Here is a 14,616-nt window from a genome sequence, read left to right as displayed (position 1 = left end):
TAAATGAAATAAGAAAATGAAGCATATTTTCCTACAAGGGGTTCGCTGAAGTGAGCGGTTATAGCTCACTCACCTTTACCCACCGCTCCTCCCGCGCGGCGATGCGAATCGCCCCCGCCAGCCGCTCCACCTCCCAGGCCTCGTCGAAGTCCGTCCCGGTGCCACCCTGGCCGGCGAGGGCCATGACCAGTTCCTGGACTTCCAGGGTTTTCAATTCGTTGTATCCGAGCTGGTGACCCGCCGCCGGGCTGAACGCTGCGTACCCCGGCAGCTCCGGGCCGGCCAGCAGGCGTTGGAAGCCGGCTTGGCCGGCGCGGCACAGGCGCAGTTCGTTGAGTCGTTCCTGATCGAACGTCAATGTGCCCAGAGTGCCGCTGATTTCGAAACTCAAGTGATTCTTGTAGCCATGCTTGAGCCAACTGCTGCTCACAGTGCCCCGGGCGCCATTGGCAAAGCGCAGCAGTGCGTGGACCTGATCGTCCACCGCGATGCTCCGTTGCTCGGTCGCGCCGACGGTGGCGGGACGCTGCTGGTGCACGGTCTGGATGTCGGCACATACCGCTTCGACATCCCCCAACAGATGACGGGCCATGGCCAACAAATGGCTGCCCAGGTCGGCCAGTGCGCCACCGGCGTGGGTCGCTTCGCAACGCCATGACCACGGCGAAGCGGGATCGGCCATGAAGTCTTCGCTGAACTCACCCTGGAAGCTGATGACCTGTCCCAGTTCGCCGCGCCGGATCATCTCTCGCGCCAGTTGGATGATCGGGTTGTGCTGGTAGTTGTAGCCGACCCGCGTCACTACGCCAGCCATCCGGGCCGCCTGGCGCATTTGCTCGGCCTGCGCCAGGGAAACCGCCAGGGGTTTTTCGCAATAGACCGCCTTGCCGGCCGCCAGCGCTGCCATGGCCATTGGGTAATGCAGATGGTTGGGAGTGGTGATGGCGACCAGATTGACCTTTGGGTCGTCGACCAGTTGTTGCCATTCTGTGTGGGCCGTCTCGAAGCCCCAGCTTTGGGCACATTGCCGGGCGCGCTGCGGATCGGCATCGGCCAGAGCCGCCAGTTTCAGATTCAGGGGAAGGTCGAACACCGCTTTGGCATTATTGAATGCCAAGGCATGGGCACGGCCCATGAAGCCGGTGCCAATCAGGCCGATGCCGAGTTCTTGCATGAGAAAAAGCCCTTTGAATGGTTATGTTCAGAAGGGCTCTTTATGGAATAAAAATTCCTTAATTGCAAATTGTGGAATAAAAATTCATTTATGCGAGCGCCGCTAATCCTGTGGGAGCGCGGTATCAGGAGAGAAAGCCCCCATCCACATTCAGGGCCACACCCGTGGTATAGCTCGACGCATCGCTGGCCAGGTACAGCACCGCGCCGGCCATTTCACTCGGGTCGGCCACGCGCTTGAGCGGAATCTGTGCCAGGGCGGTTTTCAGGATGGCGTCGTTCTTGACCAGGGCCGAGGCAAACTTGGTGTCGGTCAGGCCCGGCAGCAGGGCGTTGCAGCGGATGCCGAACTGCGCGCATTCTTTGGCGAACACCTTGGTCATGTTGATCACGGCAGCCTTGGTCACCGAGTAAATGCCCTGGAAAATCCCCGGCGAGATGCCATTGATCGACGCCACGTTGATGATGCTGCCGCCGCCGTGCTCGCGCATCAGCTTGCCGGCTTCCACCGACATGAAGAAGTAGCCGCGAATGTTCACGTCGACGGTTTTCTGGAACGCGCCCAAGTCGGTGTCCAGCACGTTGCAGAATTGCGGGTTGGTGGCCGCGTTGTTCACCAGGATGTCCAGCCGTCCGAACTGCTCGCGGATGCCAGCGAACACTTGGCTGATCTGTTCCATTTCACCGATGTGGCAGGCGATCGCGGTGGCTTTGCCGCCCGCGGCGATAATGGCGTCGGCCACGTGCTGGCAGCCGTCGAGCTTGCGACTGGAAACGATCACATGGGCGCCTTGCTGGGCCAGCAGTTTGGCGATGGCCTCGCCGATGCCGCGACTGGCGCCGGAAACGAAAGCGATTTTGCCGTCGAGGTCGAACAACTGGGTCTTGGACATGCTGTTTCCTTGTTGTAGGTGCGTTCAGAGCGTGGATTTGGCGATGACCTGCAGGCTCATCTGCTCCAGCAGTTTGTTCATCTGAACGAACTGCGCGAAGCGTTTGTCCTGGGTCTGACCGTGGAAGAAGCGGTAGTAGATCTGCTGGACGATGCCGGCCAGGCGGAACAGGCCGTAGGTGTAGTAGAAGTCGAAATTGTCGATGCGGATCCCGGCGCGCTCGGCGTAGTAATCCACGAACTCGCGACGCGTCAGCATGCCGGGGGCATGGCTCGGTTGGCGGCGCATCAGTTGGACGGGGGCTGGGTCGTTGGCTTCGATCCAATAGGCGAGGCTGTTGCCAAGGTCCATCAACGGGTCGCCGATAGTGGTCAGTTCCCAGTCCAGCACGCCGATGATCTGCATCGGGTTGTCGGGGTCGAGGATCACGTTGTCGAAGCGATAGTCGTTGTGGACGATGCTCGACGTGGGGTGGTCGGCGGGCATCTTGTCATTAAGCCAGGCTTTGACCGCTTCCCATTTTGGCGCGTCGGGGGTCAGGGCCTTTTCGTAGCGGTCGCTCCAGCCACGAATCTGCCGGGCGACATAGCCCTCGGGCTTGCCCAGGTCGGCCAGGCCGCAGGCCCGGTAATCGACCCGGTGCAGTTCAACCAGCCGGTCGATGAAGCTTTTGCACAACGCCTCGGTCCGGGCGGCGTCAAAGCCCAGTTCCGGTGGCAGGTCGGAGCGCAGGATGATGCCCTTGACCCGTTCCATGACATAGAACTCGGCGCCCATCACCGTTTCGTCGGTGCAATGCACGTAGGCTTTCGGGCAGTACGGGAATCCGTCGCGCAATTGATTGAGAATGCGGAATTCACGGCCCATGTCATGGGCGGACTTGGCCTTGTGGCCGAACGGCGGGCGACGCAGGACGAATTCCTGTTCGGGGTATTCCAGCAGGTAGGTCAGGTTCGACGCGCCCCCGGGAAACTGGCTGATTCGGGGCAGGCCGGTGAGGCCTGGAATATGGGCCTTGAGGTACGGGTCGATCAGACTGGCATCGAGTTCTTCACCGTCGCGTACGCGGCTGGACTGATCTGTAAACGCCATGCTTATCCCTTCTGCTTATTTTGGAGGCCATTGATCATTGCTTAATCTAATGGCGCGTGGGAGGCGTCACAAGCACGCCGGGGCCTTATAGGTTAGCGTGTTGCCGGATAATCAGCGGGCCTGATGTGCTTGGGTGGGCTATGGTTTCTGCAGCGCCTGAAAGGAGTCGTCGCGATGGGATGCCCGCAAGTCTGCAGTACCGCCACTCTGCAATGCAGTTTCGGCGTCGCTCCGGCGGTACTCAATGTATTGCCGGTCAACCGAATGCTGACCGGCGGGATGCCGGCGGCGAACATCATGGATCACATCCCGCTGGTGAACATCACCACGTTCGGCATGTGCCAGAGCCTGGCCAACCCGACCGTGGCCGCAGCCACCGCGGCAGCCCTGGGCGTACTGACTCCCATGCCCTGCATCCCGGCCACCGCAACCCCCTGGATCCCCGGCGGCGCGCCGACCCTGCTGCTGGGCAACATGCCGGCCATCGACGCCAACAGCACCTTGATGTGCACCTGGGCCGGAGTGATCAAGATCGTCGTGCCGGGGCAGGTGCAGATGTTGATTCCCTGACCAATCGGGGTCCACATCCCCCTGTGGGAGCGGGCTTGCTCGCGAAAACGGTGTATCAGGCGAAGGATAGGTTAACTGACCCACCGCATTCGCGAGCAAGCCCGCTCCCACAGGGGATCTGTGGTAAGCAGTCAGGCCTGCGCCGGGTCGTTCCAGCGCCTGAACCACCAGCGCACCCGGGAGATGGGTTTGCCTTCGGCATCCAGCGGCCGGCCGTCTTCGGCATAGGCTTGTGCAGGCTCCAGCAGTTGGCCGTTGAGGTAGCGGGCCTCGACCGCGGGCTTGCCGTTGGGATGCAGGCGGCGGTAGCGACCGTCGCGCACGCCGTTGCGATAGAACTCGGCTTCGGCCAGTTGTCCGTCCGGGAAGTAGTTGTTCGCCTCGCCGTGGAGCAATCCGGCGCGGTAGCTGGCCTGGCGCTGCAATCCTCCTTCGGCGGCATAGAAGCTGGCCACGCCCTGCAACTTGCCGCCTACGAAGGGCAAGACCGCCGAGACCTTTCCGTTTGGATGATACAAAGTGCTGCTGCCTTGCAGCTCGCCGTGCTGATAGTTGAGTACCGCTTGCGGGCGCCCGGCGTCCTCTATTTTCAACGGGCCGTCGAGCCGACCGTCCACCAGTTGTCCACTGAGCTGACTGTCGTTGCGTTCCACGTCGAGCTTCTTCGAGGCCATCGCTGCGCTCCCGTCAGTTGACCTTCACCAGGCCGCCCTTGATGGTCAGCATGCCGCCGCCATCCACGGTCTGTTCGGCGGCGGCCTTGTTCACCAGGCTGATGCCGGCGTCGTTGGTCAGGGTGGTGCCGGCCTTGTTTTCCAGCGAAGTGCCGGCCTGGTTGCTCAGGGCCGTGCCGGCCTTCTGGCTGATGGAGGTACTGGCCTGGGCGGCCAGGTCGGCGCCGCTCTTGATGGCGAAACTGCCGCCGCTTTGCAGGGTCAGGGTGCCGCTGACCTTGATGGTCAGGTTGCCGTCCACCGTCAGGTCGTAATTCCCGGTGACCTTGTGTGCATAGTTGCCGCCGGTGCTGTGGTTCTGATCCGAGCCCACGGTCACGGTGCGGGTGTCCTTCACATCCAGGCTGTCGCTGCCGGTCTGGATGGTGACGCTGCGCTTGCCTTTCTCCAGGGTGACGGTCTCGTCGCCATCCTTGACGGTGCGGGTACGGGCGTTCTGTACCGTGAGGGTTTCGTCATGGCCGACGGTGGCGGTGGTGTCGTTGAGCACGTTGATGTTGAAGTCTTTCTGGGCCTGGAGAAATACCTCTTCGGCGTCCTTCTTGTCTTCGAAACGCAACTCGTTGAAGCCGCCGCCACCCTTGGACGAGTTGGTCTTGATTCCGGACTGGGTCTGGTTTGCCGGCAGCGCATAGGGCAAGGTGTTATCGCCGTTGTAGACGCAACCGGTCACCAGCGGACGGTCCGGATCGCCGTCGATGAAGGTCACGATCACTTCCTGGCCGATGCGCGGCACGAACTGCATGCCGAACCCCTTGCCGCTCCAGGGCAGCACGACGCGCACCCAGCAGGACGAGGTTTCGTCGCTCTTGCCGGTGCGGTCCCAGGGGAATTGCAGCTTGATCCGACCGTACTCATCGGTCCAGATTTCTTCGCCGGCCTTGCCCACCACCAGCGCCGTCTGGGTGTGCATGCGCGGTTTCGGCGTGAGGCGTGCCGGTCGATACGTCGTGGTCTTGGGGATGGCTTCGAAGCGGTTGCGATAGCTGTCGTGGCTGGCTTCGTGGCTGACCGAAATCACCACCCAGTCGATGTTCAGCGTCGAGTCTTCATGGCCGGCGAGGGTGAACCAGTAGCCCGGAATCAGCCAGCGGCAATCGCTTTCACCGACAAAACGCTTCTGCTGGCTGCGCAAACCATCCACGCGCTGCTTGGTCAGCGCATCGCCCCGGGCCTTGGCGGTGTAGCCACCGGGATGTTCGTACATCGAGCTCGGCCCGGCCACGGCTTCGGCCTGGCTGAAGAGCGAAGTCGTCGGCGTGGTGAACTCGTAATCGGTGGCCTGGTAAACCCCGGCTACCGCTTGCAGGCACACCTGTCCGGAGCGGATACCGTGCAGTTCCCGCTCGCCCAGTTTCTGCCCGAGGTAATTCACCGTCGGTCCATTGGGAATGGGGAGGAAGGCGTCGTTGCTGTCAGCCAGGACCAAGGTGTGCTTGCCGTCTTCATGGCTGAAGAACCAGAAGATCCCATCCTCTTCCATCAGGCGCGAAACGAAGGCCAGATCGGTTTCGCCGTACTGCACGCAGTACTCCCTCGGCGTGTAGCTGCCAGTGAGCTTGAGCTGGAAATCGGTGAAACCGTGGGCCTGGAAGATCGAAGTGACGATGTCCGACGTGGCGAGGTTCTGGAACACCCGGTTGTTGCTGGCCAGGCTCAGCCACCAGAGCCAGGGCCGGAGCAGTAGCTGATAGCGTTCGGCGGTGGCGTCGGCGGGGAGCTGGCGGATCTCGGCGACGAGCCAGTCCATTGGGCGCAGCAGAGCGTCCTTATGCAGTGTGTTGGTGACGTGACTGGCGACGGCGCTGGTAAGCGTTAGCGGAGCGCCGTCGACGATGCCGTTGAGGATGTGCGAGCCCAGCGCATTGAGGCGTTCTTCGCCGGACAGTGAATCAGGGTACAGCGCCGACAATGCGGTGGCGGTGAGGGAGAAGGTGGTGTTGCTGTCGACGCTTCTTGCCATTGAACACCCTCATTGCGCAGCCGTTCATTGAATTCGACTCCCCCCGTATCAAGGGGCCTTGTCACTGTTTGTTAAGCAGGTTGCCTATACCCATGACCAGTTTGTCTGGATTCGAGCATCCATTTCGCAGTATGGGCAGCGGTAATAATTAAGAACCCGGCCACTGAGACTCTGTTGGGGAACTATGGGGGTGTTTTGATACACCCAGTTGATGGTTTCAGGCTCGAGGTAGGGAGTCTCTGGAGCCCCGTATAGCATTACGTTCTTTGCTAGTTTCATGTTGCACCTCATGCCATTGATAGGGTCACTCCAATACCCACTCTGCCAACTTTCCCGTCACCTGCGTCATCAACACATTCTCGACATCCCGCGCGCCCGCCGCGCTGCACTTGGCCAACACGGCCTTGACGATTCCGGCATCGAACTCGAACTGTTTGCCGGTCGCGGCCTTATAGCGTCCGCGCAACTTTTCCAGCTTCGCCAGCACAATCCCTTCCAGCGTTGCTTCATCCAGCGGCCGGTACGCCACCACCGTCATGCGCGCCAGGAACGCCGGGCGAAACGCCTTCAGCAGGACCTTATGCAAGGCCTCGTTGAACCCGTCGCTGCCCACTTGCGCGGTCGGGGTGTCGAGCAGCAGTTCGGCGCCGACGTTGCTGGTGGCGAGCATCACAGTGTTCTTGAAATCCACCACCAGCCCGGTGCCGTCTTCCATCAGGCCTTTGTCGAAGACGTTGTAGAACGCTTCGAGCACATCGGGATGAGCTTTTTCGATTTCATCCAGCAACACCACCGAGTAGGGCTTGCGTCGCACTGCTTCAGTGAGCACACCACCACTGCCATAGCCGACGTAACCGGGCGGGGCGCCTTTGAGTTGGCTGACGGTGTGGGCTTCCTGGTACTCCGAGAGGTTGATGCTGATCAGGTTGCGTTCGCCGCCGTACAAGGCATCGGCCAGGGCGTAGGCGGTTTCGGTCTTGCCCACGCCGGTGGGGCCCACCAGCAGGAATACGCCGACCGGTTTCTGCGGGTCGGTGAGGCCGGCGCGGTAGGCTTGCAGGCGCTGGGCGATGGTATTCAGCGCCGTGCCCTGGCCCATGACCCGCAGGCCCATGCGTTGGCCGAGGGTACGCACGGCATGGGCTTCGTCGGCGAGCATCTTGCCCACCGGGATGCCGGTCCAACCGGCGATCACGGCGGCGACGGTTTTGCTGTCCACCTGTTCTGGAACCAGGGGATCGTCCTGGCGAATGGCATCCAGGCCAGCCTCCAGGCGCAGCAGCTCGGCGGCCAGGTGGTCGATGCGGTTATCGATCTCGGTGTCGGGCTTTCCGGCGTCGGCGCGTTCGCTCAAGGCCAGCAGTTCGCGGCGAGTGTCGAGCAGTTCGCGCACGGCTTCGCGCTCTTCGCCCCAGCGGGACTCCAGTTCGCGGATGGCCTGCACGTTGCCGGTGGATTCGCTTTCCAGCAGCGTAATGCGTTCCCGGTGGTCCAGTCCGGTGGCCTGTTCCCGGCGCAGGCGTTCGAGTTCGTCCTTCAGGCTGTTTTGCCGATGGCGCAGGCTTTCCAGGGGCGGCGGTATGTCATGCTGGCCGAGGGCGACCCGGGCGCACGCGGTGTCGAGCACGCTGATGGCCTTGTCCGGCAATTGCCGTCCGGAAATATAACGATGGGACAGTTTCACGGCTTCGTGAATGGCGGCATCGAGTACTTGCACGCCGTGGTGCTGTTCCAGCTTGGCGGCCACGCCACGGAGCATTTCCACGGCGGTCCCTTCATCCGGCTCCTCGACCTGCACCAGTTGGAAGCGACGAGCCAGGGCCGGGTCTTTCTCGAAATATTTCTTGTATTCCAGCCAGGTGGTGGCGGCCAGCGTGCGCAGTTCACCCCGGGCCAGGGCCGGTTTCAGCAGGTTGGCGGCATCGCTGCCACCTTCCGCGCCACCAGCGCCGATCAGGGTGTGGGCTTCGTCAATGAACAGAATGATGGGTTTTTCGGCGCTGCGTACCGCATCGATCACCCCTTTGAGGCGTTGCTCGAACTCACCCTTGACCCCCGCGCCGGCCTGGAGCAGACCCAGATCCAATACCCGCAGCGTGACCTCCTGCAGCGACGGCGGAACATCCCCAGCGGCGATGCGCAGGGCCAGGCCCTCCACCACGGCGGTCTTGCCGACGCCGGGTGCGCCCACCAGGATCGGGTTGTTCTGTCGACGCCTGAGCAGGATATCGATGCACTGGCGAATCTCACCGTCGCGCCCGACGATAGGATCGATGCGGCCGTTGCGGGCGTCGGCGGTCAGGTCCTGGGTGTATTGGTCGAGTACCGGGTCCTGTTTCTGTGGCGTCTCGCCGGATCTGACCGGGCGTGCGCCGCCGACATGCTCCCGGGAACTTTCGGTCCACTCCAGCAGATGCGCGCGCAAAGCGTCCCGGGGAATGCGCAGCAGGGACGAAGCGCTATTGAGTAGCAGGCTGCGACGCTCATCGCGGTCCAGCAGGGCCAGCAGCAACAGGCCGGAGCGGATGCTGTCCAGCCCCAACACGCTGGCCTGGACCACAGCGTCTTCCAACAGGCCAATGGTTTGCGCGGACAGCGCGGGCGTGCGGGTGCTGCCGGACTTGAACAGGTCCAGGGCCTTGTTGGTTTCTGTCGCCACCGCGTCGCGCTCCAGCCCGAAACGCGGTAGCAGGCAGGCGAAGTCGCCCCCTTCAATGTCCAGCAGTTCCAGCAACAGGTGTTCGATTTCCACGTAGTGGTGGCTGCGCTGCATGCAACGTTGCGCGGCCCGTTCCAGGGCACGACGGTTGTCCGGGTTGAGGCGCCCGATCAGGCTGGCCAGTTCCATTTCAGGCGATCTCCGGCTGACGAAGGCGGGTTTCGATCCGTTGTACGGCCAAGCTGGACTGGCGTTGCAGACCGCCGTTCCAGTTCAGCCGCGGCGGTGTCTGATGGCCCAGTTGCAGCGGGCCGGCGCCGCGGATCAGCAGGACCAGCGTACAGTCCAGGTCGGGACCGAAATACAGGGCAAAAAGACTGGCGAGCAATGGATGGGTCTCGCCGTTGGGCAGCAATCCGCTGGCTTGGGTGGTGCTCAGCGGGCCCAGGGTCAGGCGCACGCCGGCATGTTCATCCCAGACCCGCGTGCCGGCCACCGCGTTGCGTCCCAGGCGCAGGTTGCGGCCGCCCGGTTGCAAACGACTGCGACTGGCGGATGGGATTTCTCGCCAGCCACCTTCATAGGCGGTCAGTTCCACCGGCAATCCGAACTGCTCGCGGACAACCGCCGCGAACCCGGCCAGGGAGCGGCGGCCATCGGCGTACAGCGCGGTGCAGGCGAGCACGGCGGAGTCGGGCACAGCCTGGCGTTCTTGCAGGGCCTTGGGCAGCAGGCCGGTCAGTGCCCGCAGTTGTGCTTGTACGGCGGACGCCCCCGGGGCGGTGAAGCCCAGGGCGATGCGATGCTTGCGCATGACCTTGTAGAGCAGGCTGAGCAGGCGATGCTGGAACAGGTCGAGAAATTCCGCCGGCGCATGATCCTTTGCCCGCGCCCGTTGTTGCAGCCATTCCTGATAGGCGTAGGGCAGCGGACCGTCGGGGCCGCCGAGCCCGAAGATCGGTGTAGTCAACACTGGCGGCGAGCCGGGTTCCTGGCTCAGGCTTTCGACTTCACTGGCGGCAAACAGCGGCGTCAATGGGCCGCGCAGGCGCAGGGCTTCGGCGTCGGGCGCGGTACCGCTGCCCAAGGGTTCGGCCTGTGGGTGTTCGCGCTCCAACAACAGCAGTGCCTGGAGCCATTCGAAGCGCTGCGGATCGCGCCGCAGTCGTTGGCTCAGGTTCAGAGCGTCAGGGGTTTGCCGGCTTGGGGTTGCCATGTCTTCACCTCCTTGTCGGACTGAACCAGCACTGTGCGCACGAAACGGTTGGCGGTGGCATAAAGCGAAAAGAATTGTGCCAACACGCCGGAGAACAGCACGGCGCTGCTGCCGACGAAGTGCTGCGGATCCAGTTGCAGGCGCACTTCAAGGCCGTTGCGCCAGCCGCGCCAGGCGTCTTCGCCGACATGGGCGATCACTCGCTCGCAGCCCATGCCCGATACGCCTTCGATCTGCCGCCGGGCACTGGCTTCGTCCCGCAGGTTGTGCAATTCGAGAATTTCGCGCAGTGCGTCCAGCGCCTGGGGACCTTCCACCAGCGAAAGGTGATTGAGCGTCAGCTGTGAGACAAGCCGCCAGCGCGATTCGCCGTCCAGGCGCGGCAGGCTCTGTGGGCTGGGCGGATTGCGCAGGCGGGCCCAGGCCACCGGGCCCGGGCGCTCGAAGCCCAATGGCGTGCCGGCAGGCAGGCTCTGGGCCAAGTGCCGATTGGTGCAGAGCAATTCGGCGGTAAGGCTATAGTCCCGAGTATCGGCAAGGGGATCGAGCCGGGTGTCCACCAGGCTGACCATCAGGTCGGTACCCAGGCGGTTCGGGCTCATGCCGCTCACCCGTCGTGCGTACCAATAACAGGGCTGATCGCTGCCGTGCTGGCTGCCGTAATAAGCCGGTACCTGGCGCACGCCCTCGCGGGTACTGGCTCGCATGCCGCGAATGCTATGGATCTCGACGCTGTTTTCCCGATGACTGTCGGCCACCAGCCGGTACTCGCTACGGGTGCCGTCCGGGCGCAGGGGTTCGCTGGTCCTGGGAAACAGGTTGATCACTGGCGCACAGCCCAGGGCGATGTCGCTGGCCTGGAGGGGCAGGCGACTGGCGGGGGCACGGTCGAACACGATGTAGAGGTACAACGACGGGCTGTCGCTGGTTGCTCCCGCCAAGGGCAGGTCGAAGAAGTCGAACTTGTCGGGGAAGGCGAAATATTCCGCCAGCAACCGCATGCCCGGGTGCACGCCGTCCTCATCTGGCAACAGGGCTTCGCCACTGGCGAAACCGACGACACGGGGCAGGCCGGCGAGCGGTTCCGGTACGCTGCCCGGTGGGCCGGCCAGCACCTTGATTGCATGGGCACCGAGCAGGTCGTACAGCCAGGCGTTGATCATGGGTGAGGCGGCCAGGTGGACCCGCAGCGTCTCGATCCCCAATGTCGACCACTGGCGTTCGCCCAGGCAACGCAGGTTCAAGCGCAGGGCCGAGCGGGCTTGGACCACGCCGGTCAGCGCCTGGGCTTCGTCACTGCCCAGCAATACCGCTTCGTCCACTTGCAGCGGCCACAAATGCACCGCGGCCGTGGTGCGAAAGTGGATGCTCTGGCCTTTGTCCGTGGTGACGAACAGCGGCGTATCCCTGGGGAGGGGATAGCCATCGTCGAGGTTGCCCTTGCCCGGGTCGGGCTCGAACTGCACGATTGCGCACGAAGGTAACGGGCGCATGGCCAAGGGGTAGAGTTGTTCGAGCAGGGCGTCGCTGAATTCGGCGTAGTCATCGTCCAGCCGGCGTTGCAATCGGGCCGCCAGCAGGGCGAATCCTTCCAGCAGGCGCTCGACATGCGGATCGGGGCATTCTCCCGGAGACAACTCCAAGCGTCGGGCGACCTTGGGGTAGCGCTCGGCGAACTGGCTGCCGGCATGTCGCAGCCAGGTCAGTTCGCGCTGATAATAATCCAGCAGTTGCGGATCAATCGAGTCGCTCATGGCGTACCTCAAGGCCGTCGCCGGCGTGCTCGATGACAAATGCGACGGGCCATGGGCGCGGGTCCCCACGCAGCACACCCGACAGCCGTATGCTCAGTTGTTGCGCATGACCCGGAACCGGAACGACCTGGACCTCGCCCAGTTGCAGGCGAGGCTCGAAATGATTGATGGCCTGGCGGATCTCGCGGATCAGTTGACGACGGTCATCGCTGCGCTGCTGTTGCAACGCGGTCCAGTCGGCGATGCCGTAGTCCAGGATGCTCGGCGGTTCGGTGAGCGCCAGGGGGCCGCGGCGGGTATTGAACAGGCGATGCAGTTCGGCATGAACCGAATCCTGCAATGCCTGCCGATCGAACACCCGACTGGCGTCCTCCGCCGTGTCGGCCAAGCGTTCGAACAGCGGAGGTCGAAGCCCGAAGCCAGCCATGGCGCGGCTCCGTCACTTGGTCATCTTGTTGGCTGCCATGTCCCAGGTCGTGCCCGCCGTGCCTTCTTTGGTGCCGTCATCTTTCTGGGCGGTGAGTTCCCATTTGATCTTGGTGAAGTTCAGCGAAAGGGTCTCCACCGGCTTGCCCCCCGTGCCACCACTGACGCTGACGTTGGACAGCACGACGTTGTTCAGGGTGTAGACGATGAAAGGCATGAGCTGGCCGCTGCCTTCGGCGGCATTGCGCCCGATGGTGATGATGGCTTCCGGGATCGGCTTGCCGGCGCAGCAGTACTCGTTGAGGGTAGGGGTGGAACTGTCGACGAACTTGGTCAGGGTGAATTCGCCGACATGGGGCTTGCCTGAAGTACGCTCCGAGTTGCTGACATCATTGGTGACTTGCATGGCCACGTTGTGGCTGTAGGACATGACCTCGATCTTGTCCGTGAACCCCTCCAGCTGGCTGTCGCCCTTGATGTCGCCGCCGAGGTCGAGAATGATCGCATCCATTGTGTGGAACTCCTGAATAAGACGAATGGGTGGTGCCCGATACCGCTAAGACGAACGCCGAACCTGTGGCGAGGGGATAAATCCCCTCGTCACAAAAGCTCGCTCGCCACAGGATTCTTGGGTCAGGCAGCGACCGGTGGCGGCAGGGTTGCCACCAGCCGGATCGACGCCGTCAGTTCCTCAAGTTGGAAATGCGGCCGCAGGAACACCGTGGCCTTGTAGGCCCCGGGCTTGCCGGCCACCTCGGTCACGTCCACCCGCGCTTCGCGCAGCGGGTATTGCGCCTTGATCTCCTGGGGGGCGTTGTCGTTGATCAGTACGTAGTCGGCGATCCAGTTGTTGAGGTAGGTCTGTACGTTGTCGCGGGTCATGAAGCTGCCGACCTTGTCGCGCATGATCACCTTCAGGTAGTGGGCAAAACGCGAGGCCGCGAGGACATACGGCAACATCGCCGAGATCCGCGCGTTGGCGTTGGCCTCGTTGGTGTTGTAGACCTTGGCCTTGTTGGTGGTCTGGCCACCGAAGAACACGGCGATATCGCTGTTTTTCTTGTGGCACAGAGCGATGAAGCCCAGGTCGTTGAGCTCCTTCTCGCGGCGGTCGGTGATCGCCACTTCGGTGGGGCATTTGAGCGACAGGTCCCCGGAGCTGGTGCGGAAGGTATGGGCCGGCAGGCCTTCGACTGCGCCACCACCCTCGGCCCCGCGAATCGCGGCGCACCAGCCATATTTGGCGAAGGCTTCGGTAATGCGTTGCGACAGCGCCCAGGCGGCATTGCCCCATAGGTATTTGCTGTGGTCGGTGCCGTTGACGTCCTCGACGTAGTTAATACCTTCCACCGGCAGGGTGTCCGGGCCATAGGGCAGACGCAGCAGGAAGTGCGGCAGCACCAGGGACACATAACGTGAGTCTTCGCTCTCCCGGAAGGCGCGCCACTTGATCAGTTCCTGGCTTTCGAAAATCTTCGACAGATCCCGGGGCACTGCCAGCTCGGTGAAGCTGGTCATGTCGAACAGGCGCGGGCTGGCGGCAGCAATGAACGGCGCGTGGGCCGCGGCAGCCACGTTCGACAGTTTTTCCAGCAGACCGATGTCCTGCGGGTGGCGGCCGAAGGTGTAGTCGCCCACCAACAGGCTGAACGGATGCCCGCCGAAGGTACCGTATTCTTCCTCGTAGATTTTCTTGAACAGCGCGCTCTGGTCGAACTCGACGGCTTTTTCCAAGTCGCTCTGCAGCTCTTTCTGCGTAACGTTGAGCAAGCGCAGCTTGAGCCGGGTGCTAGTCTCGGTGTTCTGCACCAGCAGGTGCAGGCCGCGCCAGGACGCTTCGAGCTTCTGCAGCTCGGGGTGGTGCAGCACTTCGTTGAGCTGGGCGCTGATCAACTGGTCGATCTGGCTGATGCGGTCGTTGATCATCGCCACGGTGTCCTTGTCGATGGCCATGCCTTCGTCGAGGACCTGGGTGGCGAATTCCGCGAGCATGTCGCGGGCATAGTCCTGCTGGCTGTCGTCATGGGCCATGCGGCCTTCGGCGATGATCTTGTCCAGCAGGGACAGGGTCTGGGTCGTGCTCTCGCTGGTTTGAGCGCTGGATGAAGCAGGCATGGCTTTATCTCCCTTGAGTGA

The 14,616-nt window shown here is 62.8% G+C and carries 12 protein-coding genes; 1 reads left to right on the top strand and 11 read right to left on the bottom strand.

Annotation, left to right across the window (positions count from 1 at the left end):
• Nucleotides 1-58 precede the first annotated feature (58 nt).
• The 3 genes from AD666_RS22880 to AD666_RS22870 all read right to left on the bottom strand — a co-directional run bounded on the left by AD666_RS22880 (nucleotide 59) and on the right by AD666_RS22870 (nucleotide 3,158).
• Nucleotides 59-1,174 carry a Gfo/Idh/MocA family protein gene (locus AD666_RS22880; protein WP_053157239.1) on the bottom strand — a complete coding sequence of 372 codons (1,116 nt, stop codon included), beginning with the start codon at nucleotides 1,172-1,174 and terminating at the stop codon, nucleotides 59-61.
• A 124-nt stretch (nucleotides 1,175-1,298) separates the two neighbouring features.
• On the bottom strand, nucleotides 1,299-2,066 hold the full coding sequence (locus AD666_RS22875) for an SDR family oxidoreductase (RefSeq protein WP_024780032.1): 768 nt from the start codon (nucleotides 2,064-2,066) through the stop codon (nucleotides 1,299-1,301).
• A 24-nt stretch (nucleotides 2,067-2,090) separates the two neighbouring features.
• Nucleotides 2,091-3,158 carry a phosphotransferase family protein gene (locus tag AD666_RS22870; RefSeq protein ID WP_053157236.1) on the bottom strand — a complete coding sequence of 356 codons (1,068 nt, stop codon included), beginning with the start codon at nucleotides 3,156-3,158 and terminating at the stop codon, nucleotides 2,091-2,093.
• A 174-nt stretch (nucleotides 3,159-3,332) separates the two neighbouring features.
• Between AD666_RS22870 and AD666_RS22865 the strand changes: the two genes are divergently transcribed.
• Nucleotides 3,333-3,728: a DUF4280 domain-containing protein gene (locus AD666_RS22865; protein ID WP_053157233.1), complete on the top strand. Its 396-nt coding sequence runs from the start codon at nucleotides 3,333-3,335 to the stop codon at nucleotides 3,726-3,728.
• 131 nt (nucleotides 3,729-3,859) lie between these two features.
• On the opposite strand, the gene AD666_RS22860 is transcribed toward AD666_RS22865, so the two are convergent.
• The 8 genes from AD666_RS22860 to tssC all read right to left on the bottom strand — a co-directional run bounded on the left by AD666_RS22860 (nucleotide 3,860) and on the right by tssC (nucleotide 14,595).
• Nucleotides 3,860-4,402, bottom strand: a complete 543-nt coding sequence (locus AD666_RS22860) for a toxin-antitoxin system YwqK family antitoxin (RefSeq protein ID WP_053157230.1) — start codon at nucleotides 4,400-4,402, stop codon at nucleotides 3,860-3,862.
• A gap of 13 nt (nucleotides 4,403-4,415) precedes the next feature.
• The gene (gene tssI / locus AD666_RS22855) at nucleotides 4,416-6,425 is read right to left on the bottom strand and encodes a type VI secretion system tip protein TssI/VgrG (protein WP_053157226.1); all 2,010 of its coding nucleotides are present in this window, start codon (nucleotides 6,423-6,425) and stop codon (nucleotides 4,416-4,418) included.
• A 304-nt stretch (nucleotides 6,426-6,729) separates the two neighbouring features.
• A complete protein-coding gene (tssH, locus tag AD666_RS22850; RefSeq protein ID WP_053157223.1) occupies nucleotides 6,730-9,273 on the bottom strand; it encodes a type VI secretion system ATPase TssH in 2,544 nt (847 codons plus the stop codon).
• Nucleotide 9,274: 1 nt separating this feature from the next.
• Nucleotides 9,275-10,300 carry a type VI secretion system baseplate subunit TssG gene (gene tssG / locus AD666_RS22845; protein ID WP_053157220.1) on the bottom strand — a complete coding sequence of 342 codons (1,026 nt, stop codon included), beginning with the start codon at nucleotides 10,298-10,300 and terminating at the stop codon, nucleotides 9,275-9,277.
• Nucleotides 10,264-12,054: a type VI secretion system baseplate subunit TssF gene (gene tssF / locus AD666_RS22840; RefSeq protein WP_053157216.1), complete on the bottom strand. Its 1,791-nt coding sequence runs from the start codon at nucleotides 12,052-12,054 to the stop codon at nucleotides 10,264-10,266. The genes tssG and tssF overlap by 37 nt, the downstream gene beginning before the upstream one ends.
• Nucleotides 12,038-12,481 carry a type VI secretion system baseplate subunit TssE gene (tssE, locus tag AD666_RS22835; protein ID WP_053157213.1) on the bottom strand — a complete coding sequence of 148 codons (444 nt, stop codon included), beginning with the start codon at nucleotides 12,479-12,481 and terminating at the stop codon, nucleotides 12,038-12,040. The genes tssF and tssE overlap by 17 nt, the downstream gene beginning before the upstream one ends.
• 12 nt (nucleotides 12,482-12,493) lie before the next feature.
• The gene (locus tag AD666_RS22830) at nucleotides 12,494-12,991 is read right to left on the bottom strand and encodes an Hcp family type VI secretion system effector (RefSeq protein ID WP_053157209.1); all 498 of its coding nucleotides are present in this window, start codon (nucleotides 12,989-12,991) and stop codon (nucleotides 12,494-12,496) included.
• A 122-nt stretch (nucleotides 12,992-13,113) separates the two neighbouring features.
• On the bottom strand, nucleotides 13,114-14,595 hold the full coding sequence (gene tssC, locus AD666_RS22825) for a type VI secretion system contractile sheath large subunit (RefSeq protein ID WP_053157206.1): 1,482 nt from the start codon (nucleotides 14,593-14,595) through the stop codon (nucleotides 13,114-13,116).
• Between the last annotated feature and the right edge of the window lie 21 nt (nucleotides 14,596-14,616).

This window comes from Pseudomonas sp. Pf153 (genome assembly GCF_001269775.1).
GTDB lineage: Bacteria > Pseudomonadota > Gammaproteobacteria > Pseudomonadales > Pseudomonadaceae > Aquipseudomonas > Aquipseudomonas uvaldensis.
This window is presented reverse-complemented; position numbering and strand designations above follow the sequence as displayed.

Coding starts and splice junctions, on each gene's coding strand:
- AD666_RS22880 (WP_053157239.1), bottom strand. CDS start 1,174: ATGCAAGAACTCGGCATCGGCCTGATTGGCACCGGCTTCATGGGCCGT.
- AD666_RS22865 (WP_053157233.1), top strand. CDS start 3,333: ATGGGATGCCCGCAAGTCTGCAGTACCGCCACTCTGCAATGCAGTTTC.
- tssI (WP_053157226.1), bottom strand. CDS start 6,425: ATGGCAAGAAGCGTCGACAGCAACACCACCTTCTCCCTCACCGCCACC.
- AD666_RS22860 (WP_053157230.1), bottom strand. CDS start 4,402: ATGGCCTCGAAGAAGCTCGACGTGGAACGCAACGACAGTCAGCTCAGT.
- tssG (WP_053157220.1), bottom strand. CDS start 10,300: ATGGCAACCCCAAGCCGGCAAACCCCTGACGCTCTGAACCTGAGCCAA.
- tssE (WP_053157213.1), bottom strand. CDS start 12,481: ATGGCTGGCTTCGGGCTTCGACCTCCGCTGTTCGAACGCTTGGCCGAC.
- tssC (WP_053157206.1), bottom strand. CDS start 14,595: ATGCCTGCTTCATCCAGCGCTCAAACCAGCGAGAGCACGACCCAGACC.
- AD666_RS22875 (WP_024780032.1), bottom strand. CDS start 2,066: ATGTCCAAGACCCAGTTGTTCGACCTCGACGGCAAAATCGCTTTCGTT.
- tssH (WP_053157223.1), bottom strand. CDS start 9,273: ATGGAACTGGCCAGCCTGATCGGGCGCCTCAACCCGGACAACCGTCGT.
- tssF (WP_053157216.1), bottom strand. CDS start 12,054: ATGAGCGACTCGATTGATCCGCAACTGCTGGATTATTATCAGCGCGAA.
- AD666_RS22870 (WP_053157236.1), bottom strand. CDS start 3,158: ATGGCGTTTACAGATCAGTCCAGCCGCGTACGCGACGGTGAAGAACTC.
- AD666_RS22830 (WP_053157209.1), bottom strand. CDS start 12,991: ATGGATGCGATCATTCTCGACCTCGGCGGCGACATCAAGGGCGACAGC.